Here is a 16,450-nt window from a genome sequence, read left to right on the forward strand (position 1 = left end):
CCAATCAACAACATCAATCTCATACACCACTTTATTGCGTACACTTTCGCCCGCAGCATGCATTGCTGACTTAGAGCCGGTGATCAATGGGTGCCACTCCGGTAGTGTTTTGTCTTCTGACAGAAGACGGTAGGCACATGTGTCTGGTAGCCAATGAAACTCATCAATCTTGTCACGAGTGAGTTTAAGACACTCTTCACCTGAGCTGAAACGGTTTGGGTAATCCTTACACGAGCAAGTCTTGCTGTTAAGCCAGCTACACGCCACATTGGTGTAGTAGACTTCATCGCTGTCCTCATCCATCAATTTATGCAGGCAGCATTTGCCGCAACCATCACAAAGCGATTCCCACTCTTGCTCGGTCATCTGTTCTAGTGATTTTTCTTGCCAAAATGGATTGGTCATAATAGGACTTCTTACTCTTTTACTGGGGTGCGTGTTATACCGCTAGCCCACAAAAAGTTCAAGGATAAAAAGTGTTCACTGGTTAATCACAGACAAAAGCTGTCACAAGCGATAATTTTTGCTACTATCGCGCCCCCTGTTTTGACTGAGTATAAATTGATGGAATGTCGTCTAGGTTGTGGTGCCTGCTGTATTGCACCAAGTATTACATCTGCTATTCCTGGTATGCCGAATGGCAAGCCTGCTGGCGTTCGCTGTATTCAGCTTAACGAACAGAATCTTTGTAAGCTGTTTGGTCAACCCGAGCGACCAAAAGTATGCCATCAATTTAAGGCTTGCCCAATCATCTGTGGCAAAACCGATCAAGAAGCGCTCGATAACATCACTGAGCTTGAAGCCATCACTTAAGCCAGATCCAACCATTGCCGCTTCTCTCATCTAGCGGCAAACGAATCCAATACTCCCTGATAATTCACACTTTTCTCTATTCTCAACTATCTTCTTGATACCAGTATTGGTTAATAAGGATCGTTATGAATAAATATCTCGCAGAAATGTTTGGTACATTTTGGCTTGTCTTAGGGGGCTGTGGTAGTGCGGTTTTAGCCGCGGCTTTTCCTGATGTAGGGATAGGCTTACTCGGTGTTTCCCTCGCTTTCGGTTTAACCGTCTTAACCATGGCTTTTGCCATCGGTCATATCTCTGGCTGTCATTTAAACCCGGCTGTAACGATTGGCTTGTGGAGCGGTGGTCGCTTCGACGCCAAAGACGTCATCCCTTACATCATCGCACAAGTGATTGGCGGTATCATTGCAGGGGGCGTGTTGCTGGTTATTGCCTCTGGTCAAGCTGGCTTTGATGTCGTCGCTTCTGGTTTTGCTTCCAACGGTTACGGCGAACACTCTCCAGGCGGATACTCACTCACCGCTGCATTGGTTTGTGAAGTCGTTATGACCATGGTGTTCTTGTTTGTCATCATGGGCGCTACCGACAGTAAAGCACCTGCGGGATTTGCACCCATTGCTATCGGTCTGTGTCTAACGCTCATCCACCTTATTAGTATCCCTGTGACCAACACGTCTGTGAACCCTGCACGTAGTACTGGGGTTGGTGTTTTTGTTGGGGATTGGGCAGTCTCGCAGCTATGGCTATTTTGGGTAGCTCCAATTATCGGCGCCGTGATTGGTGCAGTAATATATAAAGCCGTTCGTGGCTCGGATTAGACTCAGAGACGAGTTAGAGAAGAAAGCTTTGAAGAAGCAAAAGAAAAGCCGCTTAGTGATGATTCACCAAGCGGCTTTTTTAGATTTTATGACGACCGAGTAATGAGTGTGAAAGCGTGGTGCCATCCACCAGCTCTAACTCACCACCGACAGGTACACCGTGAGCAATTCGGCTCGCACTCACTTCATGAGCGCTGCACAGCTCGGCAATGTAATGGGCGGTTGCCTCACCTTCTACCGTTGGGTTGGTTGCGAGTATAACCTCAGCAATATCACCACGACGTAAGCGGTAATCTAGAACGTCGAGACCGATGTCGCTAGGACCAATGCCATCAAGTGGTGATAAGTGCCCCATCAATACAAAATAACGACCAGAGTACTGACCCGTTGCTTCGATTGCTGCAATATCTGCTGGGCTTTCAACCACACAGATTTGACCATTTTCCTGACGCTTAGGGTTGGTACAAATATGACAAACATCTTCTTCTGTAAAAGTACGACACTCACTACAGTGGCCAATTTCTGTCATCGCTTGACCAAGCGCCTCAGCCAATTGCAGGCCGCCTTTTCTATCGCGCTGTAACAAATGAAAGGCCATACGCTGCGCCGACTTGGGGCCAACCCCAGGTAGACAACGTAAGGCCTCCATCAAATGCTCCAGCATATGACTGGTACGCATTATTTAACCATTTCAGTTTTTAATTCACAGTGTACTTAGCACACCATTTAGAAAAACGAATTAGAAAGGCATCTTCATACCTGGTGGAAGTTGCATACCACCAGTTACGCCAGCCATTTTCTCTTTTTGAGTCTCTTCAACACGACGAGCTGCATCGTTGAATGCCGCAGCGATAAGATCTTCAAGCATCTCTTTATCGTCTTCCATTAGGCTTTCATCGATATCAACACGGCGAACGCTGTGGCTACCAGTGATCGTTACTTTTACAAGGCCAGCACCAGACTCACCTGTAATTTCCATATTTGCGATTTCTTCTTGAAGCTTTTGCATGCGATCTTGCATTTGCTGGGCTTGCTTCATTAGGTTGCCCATACCGCCTTTACCAAACATGATAATCTCTCTGGTCTAATTGGTTATAAAATACATTAAGCAATAACTGACTTAATGGGGGCTGAACCACTCTGATTCAACCCTACTATGCTGTTTATGTGATGGAGAACATGCTGTCGGCCATCACACCCGTGGCGACTAAATTGGACGAACACTGTCTCTGTCTAGCTCAGCGGCAAAGCGCTTTTCAATGAACTGAACATTGGCATCGTTCTCAAGGCTAGTGAACGCATCTTTCAGCTTACCTTGATAAAGCCTCTCACGTAATTCTAGTGGCGTTTCGCCAGATTCGCCGATCTCAACACTCAAATGACACTCTTCACCTAACACGGTGTTCAACGACTGAAGCAGCTCACTCTGTGCTTTATCGGTGTTCAAGTGTGCTTGTGTAGGTCTCAGCGTCAAGCTAATCGAGGTGCCATTCTTGTTGAACACAGAGTTCAACGCTAACTGCTCGACAAGTTTCGCCGTTTCAAGCTTTTGAATTGTCGCAGACCATTCGTCTTGGACAATCGACTCTTGCAACAGCTTTTCAATCATCTCCGGCGTTTTGACGTGTTCTAACGCTCGCCTGATCTGAGTAGGTGTAAGCTCTTTAGTGACTTCTTTCACTACAGGTTTAGACGGTTTCCAACGATAAGGTTCATTCTCATCGGTGACATTTTGTGTCGAAGCTGTAGGTAGAGAAGCTGGCGACACCCGCTCAGAACCACCGTGTTGCTGAGCAACTCGGTCGAGGACTGAAGTTTTAGCTGGTGTCGCTTTAGCCTTTTTTGGCGCACTGCCTCTTGCAGCAGGTGCCGCCCCTTTACGTTGAGAACGTAACTGGTGGCGCAAACCACTCACAGGTGAGGCTGGACGCTCAGAAGCTGGTGCAGGCTGACTTAGTGCCGCAGGTTGGCTTGGAGCAGGTGCTGCGGGTTGTTGGCTCATTGGCGCACCATACCGCCCATGATCGTCATACGCCGGCGGCATATCTTGCGGGCCGCCCATGTAACCTGAATCAGGATAACCTTGAGGCTCGGAGTACTGTGGAGCGCTCGGTTGCCCGCACCCTTGCGGTGGCATAGAGTTTGGCATTGGTTGCGCTGCCGGAGCCTGTTGAGGCGTCGCCATTGGCTGAGCCTGATTCATAGGCTGCGATGGCGCTGCAGGTTGCGCGCCTTGCACTGGCGAAACCGCTTGAGCACTTGCTGTTTGCGCTTGAGCAGGCTCGGTCGAGATTGCACTTGCCGAAATCTCTGCTGCCGGCCGGAATGCCAACATTCTCAGTACGACCATCTCAATACCAACACGAGCCGTCGGAGAAAGAGGCAGATCTTCACGCCCTTTCAGCACGATCTGATAATAGAGCTGCACATCTTGCGGGTTCAGTGCTTGGGCAAGAAGTTCGACTTTCTCAGCATCTGGCTGTGCTTTGTCTAACGATGCAGGCAGGGCCTGATACATAGCCAAGCGGTGCAACTGAGTAGCAAGCTGATTAAGCAGCCCATCCCACTCAACACCATTTTCAGCCAGAGCTTGAATACACGCCATGGCTGTCTGCGGCTGCTTGCTGCTGATCGCTTCAAGCAAGTGGATAGCTTGATCCGTATCGAGCGTACCCAACATATGCGAGACAGTGTCAGTTGCGATATTACCATTACCAAGTGCTATCGCTTGATCCGTCAAACTTAACGCATCACGCATACTGCCGTCAGCGGCGTGCGCAATCATACCCAGAGCTCGTGATTCTGAAGTCACACTCTCTTGCTCGAGAATATGATCGAGCTGTTCATGAATGTTATCAACGCTGATTGGCTTCAAATGGAACTGCAAACAACGCGATAAAATCGTTACTGGCAGTTTTTGAGGATCCGTTGTCGCCAATAAAAATTTCACATACTCAGGCGGCTCTTCTAAGGTTTTTAGAAGAGCGTTAAAACTGTGCCTTGAGAGCATGTGAACCTCATCGATAAGGTAAACCTTAAAGCGGCCACGTGCAGGCTTGTATTGAACATTGTCCAATAGCTCACGTGTGTCTTCGACTTTGGTTCGAGAAGCGGCATCGATCTCTAAAAGATCAACAAAACGTCCTTCGTCGATCTCTTTACAGGTCGCACACTCACCACAAGGGGTAGATGTAATGCCAGTTTCACAGTTCAGGCCCTTAGCAAACAAGCGGCCAATCGTCGTTTTACCGACACCGCGAGTCCCGCTAAACAGATAAGCGTGATGCAACCTATTTTGGCTAAGCGCATTCTCTAAAGCTGTTAAAACATGGGCTTGACCAACGACTTCTTTAAACTTCGTTGGTCGCCATTTTCGCGCTAACGCTAGATAGCTCATGAATAATTCCGAAAGGATTAATGACCGTCAAATTCGCAGATGCTGAACACTTCAAGGCCTAGACCTTCTAAGCGCTTATCACCGCCAATTTCTGGAAGATTAATAACAAAGGCTGCGTGGTCTACAACACCACCAAGCTGACGAATCAGTTTAGTTGTTGCTTCAATAGTACCACCCGTTGCCAATAGGTCGTCGACCATTAGCACTTTATCGCCTTCTGAGATCGCATCTGTGTGGATCTCAAGTGTATCTGTGCCGTACTCAAGTTCATACGATTGTGCCACAGTTTCGCGTGGCAATTTACCTGGCTTACGAACAGGAACAAAACCAACACCTAACTCAAGCGCAAGTGGCGCACCAAATAGGAAACCGCGCGCTTCTGTACCAACAATCTTAGTGAAACCCATATCTTTGTATGTTTCAGCCAGTAGTTCGATTGTCGCTTTGTACGCTGCAGGATCTTCCATTAGGCTGGTTACGTCACGAAATAGAATGCCCGCTTTTGGGTAGTCAGGAATGCTTTTGATGCTTGCTTTGATCAGAGCGATTTTTTCTGTGTTCATAATAGTGATGCACTTCATTAGGCCGCTTTCCCAACATCAATCAACGCTATCGTTGTTAGTAATTCTGCTTGAGAAAGGCTCGGTTGGCTTTCATTGCAATCAGAGTCATAACCCTGATGCTGAAAAAATAAACGCCCGCTATAACAAGCAGGCACACTGGCTTAATGTTAGTGATTTTCTTTGCTGTCAGCAACTAACTCATGGGTAGGAAGGCGAATAAACCATGTGAGAAGAATAGCAAGTACGACAATTAAGAACACTTTTACCCAAATGATTGGCGAAAAGTAGATAGAGAGCGAAAAGCTAAGAAGAATAAACAATACACCCCGGCTTTTAACGCGCTTGGTGACGGCGCCATGTTCATACCAGTTGGTTAACAACGGGCCAAGTGTTGGGTGTTGATGCATCCAACGATGCAAACGCGGGCTACTACGCATAAAACACGCACTGGCTAGAAGCAAAAACGGTGTTGTTGGAAGTAGAGGTAAAACGATGCCTAGAAAAGCGAGGATGAGACAGAGGCCACCAGCGAGGTTCAGGCTAAGAACTTTGATGCTAATTGTGACCTCCTACAGTCTTTAGAATGTCGCGTAACCATTGAAAACACGGTAAAGCGTTAAGGTTGCTGGTAGTAGCGGAATCGCTGCAAACGCTAATAGAAATCCTAAAAAATAGAATACATTAAACGGGTCTTTAAAATCTTGATTATCTGCCATGATTATTTCTTTCTTACAAAATTAACGCTAGACCCAGATAGATTTTGCTAAATGACACTTAACAAAAAAGGCATAGCCACACAATTTTGCAACTATACCTTAATAAAACATCTACAAATACCAAGCAACTGTAGGGTTAATCACCACCGCCTTGATGAAGGTCGAGGCTGAAACTCGCAGAACCAAGAAGGCTTAGAGAAAGTTGGCAGCCCTTCTCTATTGGTAGTCGGTCTGTAATGAAGTTCTTCTTGCAGTTGTCACCCAACCTCTGCCCTGCGGCAATATGTTGATTGATATGACCGTTTGACCACTGACCATCCAAACCTGCTGGCAACAGTGAAATGGTGCCCTCTGCAAGGTTAGCCACACCAAACAGCGCATTCACGGGTGTCGCACATTGTGAACATTGAATGCCCTTCTCTAGAATTTCCGCCATATCTTTTAGATCTGCACTGAAGCTCTGTAGGCTGCGAACGTAATCGTGGAACAATGCACGTACGAGCAGCGTTGTTGCCGCCCCACCTTCAGAAGACGAAGAAGAGTCCACCAAGTAAAAGGCAAACTGGCCATTCATCAACCATGCGTAATCGAACACAAGGGGCATCATCTCTGTCGATTGCAATAAGCGGTAGCTGCTGCGCCAAGAGCCTTGGTTAGTGTCCTTGTCCGGCAGTAAGGCATGCAATAAATCACGCGCCGCACTCGGGTTGTTCTGCAGATAGTTTAAGTGCCAATGGAGCTCTTGGTCTTCAGGGATCTCCCCTCCATCGTCAACGCTAAACCACTGACTTGAAAAATCTCTTTGGCTGCTCATGTTATCGAAGGAGTCTTTGAGAGTATTTTCGATAGCGCTACCTAAGTGATTGGGATCTTCGAGCGGCTTTGGTAGAAAGTCTTTAATACCGAAGCGCAACGCCTTAGCGACGTCAGACATTTCGTCGGTTGCCGAAACAACAATCATGGGTAGTGACGGGTATTCAAGGCTCAGCTCTTCTACAAGCTCAATGCCGTCGAGGATCGGCATAGATAGATCACATATGATGAGATCAGGGGCCGCTTGTCGCAATTTTTGAAGGGCGTCTAAACCGTTTTCAGCTTCAACCACACGATAACCGACAGCATCAAGATATGCTGAAGTAATGCGGCGAAAAATAGGGTCATCATCAACCAGCATAATGCATTTTTGGTTGAGCGCTTCCGGTGCCGAGGTCGTAACGGGCTGACTGTGGGTTTTATACATACTCAATAACCTCACAAAAAGTAGTAGATTTATTATTGTTATCTGTTTACAAAACTCTTTATCAAACTTAGTAATAAAATGGTGAATACACAAATTTAGCAACTTTACTGGTAATTGCCATCAGGGATTGGAATACTTGCAAATAGTGCAACAAGTTGACGTGACGCAAACTTTGTTCTCAGTGTTACGTATAAATTAAGTGAGTTTGTAAACAAATGTGTCTGGATTTATGAAATTAGATGATTTAAACCTGTTTCGATTAGTCGTCGAAAATGGGAGCTACACCGCAACATCACGCAAAACTATGATTCCGGTTGCGACGATCACACGACGTATTCAAGCTTTAGAGGATTCTCTTAACCTGAGGCTTCTAAATAGACATGCGCGTAAACTTTCATTGACAGAGGCCGGCGAGCGTTTTTTCAATGAGTGCTCTCCGTTATTACAACGTTTAGCATCTACCGCTGAAGAATTGACTGATGTCTGCAAGGGCGCATCAGGTAAAATCCGCATCACCGCACCATCAAACCTAACCAAACGTATGATGATGCCGATGTTCAGCGACTTCATGACTCAATACCCAGATATCAATATTGAGCTTATGATGAACAACCAAGCCGACCAGCTTGATCCAACGGAATGGGATGTCATTTTCCGTGTTGGCCCACAGCGCGATTCAAGCCTAATTGCACGCAAGATCAACGAAGTTAAAGATATTTTGGTCGCAAGCCCTGAATATTTGGCAAAGAACCCAGCGCCCTCTCATGCTGAAGAACTGGCTAACCATTCACTTCTGAAAGGCTACCCATTAATCAAATGGCAGCTGAGCAACTCCAACGATGAAACCGTTGTAAACAGCGAGAAAGGACGTTTCAATGCCAACGCGTTGAACGTAGTAAGACAAGCGTGTTCAGAAGGTTTAGGCATCACGCTAATGCCAGATGTGATGATCCGCGAATACATCGAAAACGGCAGCTTAGTACGCGTATTGGATGATTGGAGTGCTAACCCAAGAGACATCTACATGCTCTACAACCACAAAGACCACCTACCAGAAAAAGTGCGCCTATTTATCGATTTTGTGATCGCATACCACATTCACTAAGCGTGTCTCTTTCTAAACCCATAAAAAAACCAGAGCCTGAGCTCTGGTTTTTGTTTATCTGTCAGTATCAAATCTTAGATGACCTAACACTCTTAAAGGCTTAGGCACCTTCGTTATGAAGCTCTAGGTTTGCTAGGTCTTGCTGGATCTCACGCTGGATCTTTGAATCATCATTACGCAGCGCATCTAGGAAATCTAGGTACTTCTGATCGATATCACCCGTCACGTACTCGCCGTTAAATACTGAAGTATCAAACTGAGTAATGTCTTGGTTACCTTGGCCTACCGCTGCAATCAAGTCATCCAGCTTCTGGAAGATAAGCGCATCAGCACCGATTTGGTCACAGATAGTCTGGTTATCACGACCGTGAGCAATCAACTCGTTTGCACTTGGCATATCGATACCGTAAACGTTCGGGAAACGTACTTCCGGCGCAGCTGATACCATAAAGACTTTGTTTGCACCTGAGTCACGCGCCATCTCAATGATCTGCTCTGACGTTGTGCCACGTACGATAGAGTCATCAACCAATAAGACATTCTTGCCTTTAAACTCAGAACGAATCGCGTTGAGTTTACGACGAACAGACTTCTTACGTTGCTGTTGACCCGGCATGATAAAAGTACGGCCAACGTAGCGGTTCTTAACGAAACCTTGGCGGTACGGCTTATCGATCGCTTGAGCAATACGCAGTGCAATGTCGTTTGATGTTTCAGGAATTGGAATGACAACATCGATATCAAGGTCTGCGTATTCATCTTTAATACGGCGACCTAACGCTTCACCCATCTCAACACGAGCGCTGTATACAGAGATCTTGTCGATGAAAGAGTCTGGACGAGCGAAATAAACGAATTCGAAAATACAAGGATTCAGTTTTGGATTGTCCGCACACTGCTTAGTGAATAGCTCGCCTTCAAACGTTGCGTAAACAGCTTCACCTGGCGCAACGTCACGAACAAAGTCAAAGCCAACCGCATCCAGTGCAACCGATTCAGAGGCAACCATGTACTCAGTGCGACCATTAACGTCACGCTTACCTAGACACAGTGGGCGAATACCATTTGGGTCGCGGAAAGCAATCATGCCGTGACCGATGATCATCGCGGTTACTGCGTACGCACCACGGATAGTGCGGTGTACATTAGTCACTGCGCGGAACACGTCGTCAGACGTTACGTTACCTTTAACGGTGTCAATTTCATGAGCCAACACGTTAAGAAGCACTTCTGAGTCCGACGTCGTATTTACATGGCGACGATCTTTCTCGAACAGCTTCTCACGAACTTCATTTGCGTTCGTCAGGTTACCGTTGTGCGCTAGGGTGATACCAAATGGCGAGTTTACGTAGAAAGGTTGAGCTTCAGAAGCGCTTGAGCTACCCGCAGTTGGGTAGCGAACGTGACCGATACCTACTTCACCTTGGAGGCGTTGCATGTGTTTTGCTTCAAAAACATCTTTAACTAAGCCGTTCGCCTTACGCAGACGGAAACGATTGCTTTCTATGGTACAAATACCAGCGGCATCTTGGCCACGATGCTGCAATACCGTTAAAGCGTCATAAATTGACTGGTTTACAGGTGTTGAACCTACGATTCCAACAATACCACACATGTCCTAATCCTCGATTTTCGACATTAACTGGCGCTAAAGCGCGCCAGATAAGAAACTTGATGTTGCTTGTAAATGCTCGAAGAACGGTGCAATGATTCGACTGAATTCAGGAACCAACTGCGAGTTCTTCCACCACTCAGAACTTGGGAATGCAGTAAACGCATCCATAAAGAACAGCACGGCTGAGACAATCAGAACACCTCGTAAACCGCCGAAGACGATACCAAGAATTCTATCTGTACCAGACAAGCCTGTTTTCTGCACCAGTTGCCCGATTACGTAATTGATTAACGCACCGACAACCAGAGTAGAAACAAACAGTGCTGCTATCGCGGCGCCATTTCGAAACATGTCGTCTTCGATATTGGTAAAGTATACCGCCAATTTGGCGTAATACTGGCTGGCGATAAAAAACGCACCAAACCAAATAACGAGTGACAATGCTTCTTTAGCAAAACCACGAACTAAACTGATCAAAGCTGAAAAGCCGATCACCCCTAAAATGACAAAATCTAACCAATTCATGAGTTCTTCATCTTAAGTTGGCGCGCATTTTAACAGAAAAAATGCTGACGCAAACGTTTTCTTATGGATTTAACGGTTTAAATTTGAGCAATTGACCTTTTGAGCCAGTAATTTTTTCTAATTCCTTAATTTGACGCTCAAGTTTGGATTTAGAGATATCTGGACCAATTATTACTCGTGTAAATGTTTTTTCTTGCTTGGTATGAGCCTGATAACCACGCTTTTGCAGATCCTTCACAACGTTCTTGGCATTATCTGCATTCTTCAATGCCATTAGTTGGATGATCCATGCGCTGTCTTGGTACTCATTCTTTTCAGTAACTGGCTTGATTGCAATCTCGACATTATCATCGGCTTTGCTCTCGTTGCTCGCTACCACTGTTTCTGGTTGTGACGACTCTTCAACAATCGCTTCTACCGGAGAGTCTGGCAGTGCAATCTGGTCTTCGACTGGATCAAGCACTTCAAACACTTCAACATCGCCTTCAAGTTCCGGCTTAATTGGAATGCTTGCAAACTCCTCTTTGTAATGCAGCTTTTTGCCGTCTAATACATCAGGGAGAACAATAACGCCCACGGCCACCAAAATAATGGTGCCCACTAAGCGGCTTTGGAATTTACTTGCCATTTAGTTTCCTTTTGTTTGCCAATGCTCCAACACCTCACCGACCGTGTGGAACGACCCCACAACAAGAATAACCTCATCGTTGGTAACGGTAGATAGAGCAGCCTCAAACGCCTCTACTGGCGATGCGTATTCCGTTGTACCACTTGGTAAGCTCTGGCACAGTTCTGCTGCCTTAGCGGCGCGTGGGCCTTGCAGCGACGCTGGATACCAATGCTGGGCAATCGGCGCTAATACATCTAGCGTTGCAGGGATATCTTTATCATGCAGCATCGCCACCACAACATGCAGCGTCTTATCTGCGTATTGTTGGCTAACCTGTTTTACAAAGTATTCGGCAGAATGCGGGTTGTGTGCGACATCAAGTACAATCGTTGGCGCATCACTGATCTTCTGCATACGACCCGGAAGCTGTGCGTTCTTTAGACCATTAACAACGTTAACATCGCTGATGTCGAGTTCTGAGGTTCCAAGAGCCATCAACGCGGTAGCCGCATTCGGGAGTGGAAGGCTTGGAATAGGCAGCTGTTCAAGTTGGAAAGCGCCACTGTGCCAGTTCCACGTATCACCCGTCGCTTCATAGGTGTATTGAATGCCAACTTGGTAGAACTCTGCGCGAATGTCGTCTGCGTGTGCCGCAACGGTTGCTGGCGGCTTAGGTTGACCACAGATGGCTGGTTTACCGCTACGATAGATACCCGCCTTTTCAAAGCCAATGACATTGATGTCATCACCCAGCCAGTCGACATGGTCTACAGCTAAGCTTGTGATCACTGAAACATCGTGCTCCACGACGTTCGTCGCATCGAGACGACCACCGAGACCGACTTCTAGCAATACCACATCAACTTGTTCAACTTGAAACGCTCGCAGTGCGGCCAATGTGCCGTATTCAAAAAAGCTTAGACTGATTTCTCCACGCTCTCTCTCAATAAAATCAAAAGAGTTAACCAACTGCTGGTCAGAAAGATCTTGGCCATTAATACGAACGCGCTCATTGTAGCGAATAAGGTGTGGAGAGCTGTATACACCGACTGAGTAGCCAGCATCAAGGAGAATCGCTTCCATTAAGGCACATGTTGAACCCTTGCCGTTCGTCCCGGCAACAGTGATGACATGCTTAGCAGGTTTGGTGAGGTTTGACTTCTGTGCGACAGCTTGAACGCGGTCTAATCCGAGGTCGATTGCACTGGTGTGGATGTTTGATAAATAATCAAGCCACATCTCGAGAGAGGATGTGGCTTGAGGAATAGGTTGTTGACTCATCTAACTCATAACCAAAGGTAAATAGGTTTGTTAGATGGTACTTTACCCTTTTTCTGGCGCTTCTGGTACTTCATAAGTAGCTTCATTCGGTGAATCGTTCACAGAAACTACTAATGGTGAAGGCTGGTTGGTCATTTTCGCGATTAGGCTACCCACACGCTGACGCATGTCACGACGGTCAACGATCATATCGATAGCACCGTGCTCAAGTAGGAACTCACTGCGTTGGAAACCTTCAGGTAGGTCTTCACGTACAGTTTGCTCGATAACACGACGACCAGCAAAGCCGATAAGTGCTTTAGGTTCACCGATGTTCACGTCACCTAGCATCGCTAGACTTGCTGAAACACCACCCATTGTTGGGTCAGTCATAACAGAGATGAATGGAAGACCTTTCGCAGAAAGACGCTCTAGAGCTGCACTGGTCTTTGCCATCTGCATTAGAGACATAAGTGCCTCTTGCATACGAGCACCACCACTTGCAGAGAAACAAACTAGACCACAGTTGTTTTCAATCGCTGCATCAACCGCACGAACAAAACGAGCACCCACAACCGAGCCCATAGAGCCGCCCATGAATGAGAATTCGAATGCACATGCTACAACAGGTAGGCCAAGAAGCTCACCTTTCATCGCCACAAGTGCGTCTGTTTCGCCACTGTTCTTCTGAGCAGCAGAGATACGCTCTTTGTAACGCTTTGAATCTTTGAATTTTAGTTTGTCTTTTGGCTCTAACTCAGAACCTAGCTCGACGCGTTCACCTTCATCTAAGAAAGTTTCTAAACGACGACGCGCTTTCATGCGCATGTGATGATCACATTTTGGACATACTTCTAGATTACGCTCTAGTTCAGCATGGTAAAGAACCTGCTCACAAGAGGTACATTTAGTCCAAACACCCTCAGGGATAGACGCTTTACGAGAAGTTACGATGTTGCTTTTTTCTAAAATCTTTTCAAGCCAACTCATGGAAGACCTTTTCTTTCGATTCTTCCGCCTAATTGCGAAAGATATAAATTTGGGAATTATGCGAGGAGATTAAAGCACATAAAACAGCAAGTGTAGATAAAAAACTGGTTGTACCTATTTTCTTGAACTATTTTACGCACGATTTCGCAATATTTTTTGAACCTAAGTCCCACATTTAGTTCAAATTATCTGGAAGAAACAGAGGTCCAATTGGCTCTCTTGGAAGCTCAAATTGCTCTGGATAATCTACATCCACTAAATAGAGGCCTTCAGCCTTAGCCGTTGCGCCAGCCAGTTTGCGGTCTTTTGCCTCAAGCAGCCACTTGATCCACTCAGGTTTCTGCTCACCTTTACCAACCGCGATCAAGCTACCAGTAATGTTACGCACCATATGGTGAACGAATGCGTTAGCTTTGATATCGATAACAATGTAATGGCCATGACGAGTGACATTCAGGTGAATCATATTGCGCCATGGGCTATGAGATTGACAGTGTGTTGCTCTAAAAGAGGTAAAGTCATTCTCACCAAGCAGATATTGCCCTGCTTCGTGCATCTTCTTCTCATCAAGCTCACCATGGTAGTGGCTGACACCTGAGTTTAGAATCCCCGGGCGTAGTGCATGATTAAAGATAACATAACGATAACGACGTGCCGTTGCAGAGAAGCGAGCATGAAAGTCTTCAGGTACCTCTTTTGCCCAACGTACCGCAATGTCTTTCGGCATATTTGCATTAGCACCCATTGTCCATGCCACCATTTTACGGCTCACATTCGTTTCAAAGTGAACGACCTGCCCTGTACCGTGAACACCTGCGTCGGTACGACCGGCACACTGCACTTCAACGGGGTGGTTTGCGACAACCGAAAGCGCCTTTTCCAAAGATTCTTGGACACTCTTTACGTCACGTTGGCGTTGCCAACCAAAATAGTGGGTACCGTCATACTCAATACCTAAAGCAATTTTCATGTTCTTGTTCTCTTTGAAAATGGGGCGTGAAGTATATACGTAAACAGTGCGTATCCCAAATCCCTAGGCTGGAAAACTAAGGATAAAGGGAAAACGCCAGATAAAAAAAGAGAGCCATTGTCAGGCTCTCTTTCAGTCGTATCTGTTTAGCGTCCGTTCAACGCATCAATCAAGTTTTTAGCTTCGCGTCGAATTTCGTCCGAGCCATCAACAATGGCCTCTTCTAGTAACTTAATTGCGCCTTGAGGATCACTCATCTCGATGTAAATCTTCGCTAAGTCCAGCTTACCTGCCGCTTCTGCATTGCTGTCTACATCATAGTTGCCGATATCACCAATGACATCCGGGAACTCGTTTAAGCCGACATCCAGTTTAAGCTCTTCCTCATCTGGATTCACAACTTCACCATCTTCTTGCTCGACCTGAGCCATTAGCTCATCAATGGTCATAAACTGCGGTTCTTTTTCCGCTGTTGCTTCAAGCAGCTGGTCTTGGGCTCCCCAGTTTTCCTCTTGGATTTGAGGCTCAGGTTGCAGCTTAGCGGATTCCCAGATCTCTTGCTGGTCATCAGGAACGTCATGAGACATGCTCGATTGCTGTTCAGGTTCTAAGCTGAAGCCTTTCCAGTCCTCACCGCCCACTTCTAACATGGCGTCGATATCCAGCCCTGCGCTGTCAATCGATGTGGTATCTAACGGTTGGTCAAACATAGAATCAACCGAATCTTGGACATCTTCTGAGAGCAGATCCGCGAGCGCCGCCTCATCAAACTCGTCAAAGCCTTCTAACGGTTCGTCTATCTCAGCTGTTGGCGTTTCAACTTCCGCTTGTGGCGTAGTAACTTCATCCGCAGCAAAACTGTTTGAGCCAGAGAAGAGATCATGCAGTGCATCTTGCTCTTCTGCCTGTGCGCCGTATGTATTGAGTGGCTCACCGACTTCTGAGAATGCATCACTGAGTGCTTCCTCCTCTCCATACTCTGGTAACTTACTCTCATCAAGTTCAGTACCAAGGTCTAGAGGAACAGGTTCAGACTGCGGTTGCTCGATATCATCTAACAGAGCGTCTGCTTTGGCACTCTCTTCATCATATTCTGGTAGCTCGTTCTCTTCGAGCTCAACTGCACCTTCATCAATGGTTAGGTCTTGCTCTAATTGAGCATCATCTTCACCACTTAGGATCTCAGCTAGGGCATCTTGCTCATCGAAGTTTGGAAGCTCTAGATCGTCAAACGCGAACGCTTCATCGTCTGCTTGCTCTTGAACCGCCGCAGGTGCTTCAAGCTCTGGCTCACCTTCAACCGCATTGAGCGCATCTTCTTCATCAAACTCTGGAAGTTCCAGATCGTCAAACGAGAACGCTTCATCGTCTGCTTGCTCTAGAACCGAAGCAGGAGCTTCAGGCTCTGGCTCGCCTTCAACTGCATTAAGCGCGTCGTCTTCATCAAACTCTGGAAGCTCTAAATCGTCAAACGAGAACGCTTCATCGTCAGCTTGCTCTTGAACCGCAGCAGGAGCTTCTGGCTCACCTTCAACCGCATTAAGCGCGTCTTCTTCATCAAACTCAGGAAGTTCTAGATCGTCAAACGAGAATGTTTCATCGTCTGCTTGCTCTTGAGTCGCTGCTGATGCTTCTGGCTCTGGCTCGCCTTCAACCGCATTCAGTGCGTCGTCTTCATCAAACTCTGGAAGCTCTAGATCGTCAAACGAGAACGCTTCATCGTCTGCTTGCTCTTGAACCGCAGCAGGTGCTTCTGGCTCTGGCTCGCCTTCAACCGCATTAAGCGCGTCTTCTTCATCAAACTCTGGAAGCTCTAGATCGTCAAACGAGA

Annotated in this window: 18 protein-coding genes; 3 read left to right on the forward strand and 15 right to left on the reverse strand. The window is 46.7% G+C overall.

The features are described 5' to 3' along the window. A partial coding sequence (locus KI655_RS04115) for a YcgN family cysteine cluster protein (protein ID WP_285402024.1) occupies positions 1-405 on the reverse strand: 405 nt, incomplete at its 3' end. A 159-nt stretch (positions 406-564) separates the two neighbouring features. Between KI655_RS04115 and KI655_RS04120 the strand changes: the two genes are divergently transcribed. Both KI655_RS04120 and aqpZ read left to right on the forward strand, forming a co-directional pair. Then, the gene (locus tag KI655_RS04120; RefSeq protein ID WP_285402026.1) at positions 565-813 is read left to right on the forward strand and encodes a YkgJ family cysteine cluster protein; all 249 of its coding nucleotides are present in this window, start codon (positions 565-567) and stop codon (positions 811-813) included. A 125-nt stretch (positions 814-938) separates the two neighbouring features. Then, the gene (aqpZ, locus tag KI655_RS04125) at positions 939-1,628 is read left to right on the forward strand and encodes an aquaporin Z (protein ID WP_285402028.1); all 690 of its coding nucleotides are present in this window, start codon (positions 939-941) and stop codon (positions 1,626-1,628) included. 79 nt (positions 1,629-1,707) lie between these two features. On the opposite strand, the gene recR is transcribed toward aqpZ, so the two are convergent. The 7 genes from recR to KI655_RS04160 form a co-directional block, all read right to left on the reverse strand. Then, a complete protein-coding gene (recR, locus tag KI655_RS04130; RefSeq protein WP_285402030.1) occupies positions 1,708-2,307 on the reverse strand; it encodes a recombination mediator RecR in 600 nt (199 codons plus the stop codon). A 60-nt stretch (positions 2,308-2,367) separates the two neighbouring features. Next, positions 2,368-2,697: a YbaB/EbfC family nucleoid-associated protein gene (locus KI655_RS04135; RefSeq protein ID WP_285402032.1), complete on the reverse strand. Its 330-nt coding sequence runs from the start codon at positions 2,695-2,697 to the stop codon at positions 2,368-2,370. Positions 2,698-2,835: 138 nt separating this feature from the next. Further along, positions 2,836-5,025 carry a DNA polymerase III subunit gamma/tau gene (dnaX, locus tag KI655_RS04140; RefSeq protein ID WP_285402034.1) on the reverse strand — a complete coding sequence of 730 codons (2,190 nt, stop codon included), beginning with the start codon at positions 5,023-5,025 and terminating at the stop codon, positions 2,836-2,838. A 17-nt stretch (positions 5,026-5,042) separates the two neighbouring features. After that, the gene (apt, locus tag KI655_RS04145; RefSeq protein ID WP_285402036.1) at positions 5,043-5,588 is read right to left on the reverse strand and encodes an adenine phosphoribosyltransferase; all 546 of its coding nucleotides are present in this window, start codon (positions 5,586-5,588) and stop codon (positions 5,043-5,045) included. Between the two features lie 167 nt (positions 5,589-5,755). Next, positions 5,756-6,148 (reverse strand): YbaN family protein, encoded by a 393-nt coding sequence (locus KI655_RS04150; RefSeq protein WP_285352196.1) that lies wholly within the window; start codon positions 6,146-6,148, stop codon positions 5,756-5,758. A gap of 18 nt (positions 6,149-6,166) precedes the next feature. Continuing rightward, positions 6,167-6,304: a hypothetical protein gene (locus KI655_RS04155; RefSeq protein WP_239841369.1), complete on the reverse strand. Its 138-nt coding sequence runs from the start codon at positions 6,302-6,304 to the stop codon at positions 6,167-6,169. 136 nt (positions 6,305-6,440) lie between these two features. Further along, positions 6,441-7,544, reverse strand: a complete 1,104-nt coding sequence (locus KI655_RS04160) for a response regulator (protein WP_285402040.1) — start codon at positions 7,542-7,544, stop codon at positions 6,441-6,443. A gap of 229 nt (positions 7,545-7,773) precedes the next feature. Here KI655_RS04160 and KI655_RS04165 point away from each other — a divergent pair, with 229 nt between their 5' ends. Continuing rightward, the gene (locus KI655_RS04165; protein ID WP_285402042.1) at positions 7,774-8,649 is read left to right on the forward strand and encodes a LysR family transcriptional regulator; all 876 of its coding nucleotides are present in this window, start codon (positions 7,774-7,776) and stop codon (positions 8,647-8,649) included. Between the two features lie 100 nt (positions 8,650-8,749). Here KI655_RS04165 and purF read toward each other — a convergent pair whose 3' ends face one another. The 7 genes from purF to KI655_RS04200 form a co-directional block, all read right to left on the reverse strand. Beyond that, positions 8,750-10,264: an amidophosphoribosyltransferase gene (purF, locus tag KI655_RS04170; protein ID WP_285402044.1), complete on the reverse strand. Its 1,515-nt coding sequence runs from the start codon at positions 10,262-10,264 to the stop codon at positions 8,750-8,752. Positions 10,265-10,297: 33 nt separating this feature from the next. Further along, the gene (locus KI655_RS04175; protein WP_032551906.1) at positions 10,298-10,789 is read right to left on the reverse strand and encodes a CvpA family protein; all 492 of its coding nucleotides are present in this window, start codon (positions 10,787-10,789) and stop codon (positions 10,298-10,300) included. 61 nt (positions 10,790-10,850) lie between these two features. Then, complete coding sequence (locus KI655_RS04180; RefSeq protein ID WP_285402046.1) at positions 10,851-11,417, reverse strand: SPOR domain-containing protein; 567 nt, start codon at positions 11,415-11,417, stop codon at positions 10,851-10,853. Then, positions 11,418-12,680 (reverse strand): bifunctional tetrahydrofolate synthase/dihydrofolate synthase, encoded by a 1,263-nt coding sequence (gene folC, locus KI655_RS04185; RefSeq protein ID WP_285402048.1) that lies wholly within the window; start codon positions 12,678-12,680, stop codon positions 11,418-11,420. Between the two features lie 42 nt (positions 12,681-12,722). Continuing rightward, positions 12,723-13,649 (reverse strand): acetyl-CoA carboxylase, carboxyltransferase subunit beta, encoded by a 927-nt coding sequence (accD, locus tag KI655_RS04190; protein ID WP_285402050.1) that lies wholly within the window; start codon positions 13,647-13,649, stop codon positions 12,723-12,725. A gap of 175 nt (positions 13,650-13,824) precedes the next feature. Continuing rightward, complete coding sequence (gene truA / locus KI655_RS04195; protein ID WP_285402052.1) at positions 13,825-14,619, reverse strand: tRNA pseudouridine(38-40) synthase TruA; 795 nt, start codon at positions 14,617-14,619, stop codon at positions 13,825-13,827. A gap of 146 nt (positions 14,620-14,765) precedes the next feature. Next, positions 14,766-16,450, reverse strand: a 1,685-nt coding sequence (locus tag KI655_RS04200; RefSeq protein WP_285402053.1) for a FimV/HubP family polar landmark protein, incomplete at its 5' end; no start/stop codon positions are given.

It is taken from the genome of Vibrio sp. D404a, assembly GCF_030248535.1.
Classification (GTDB): Bacteria; Pseudomonadota; Gammaproteobacteria; order Enterobacterales; family Vibrionaceae; genus Vibrio.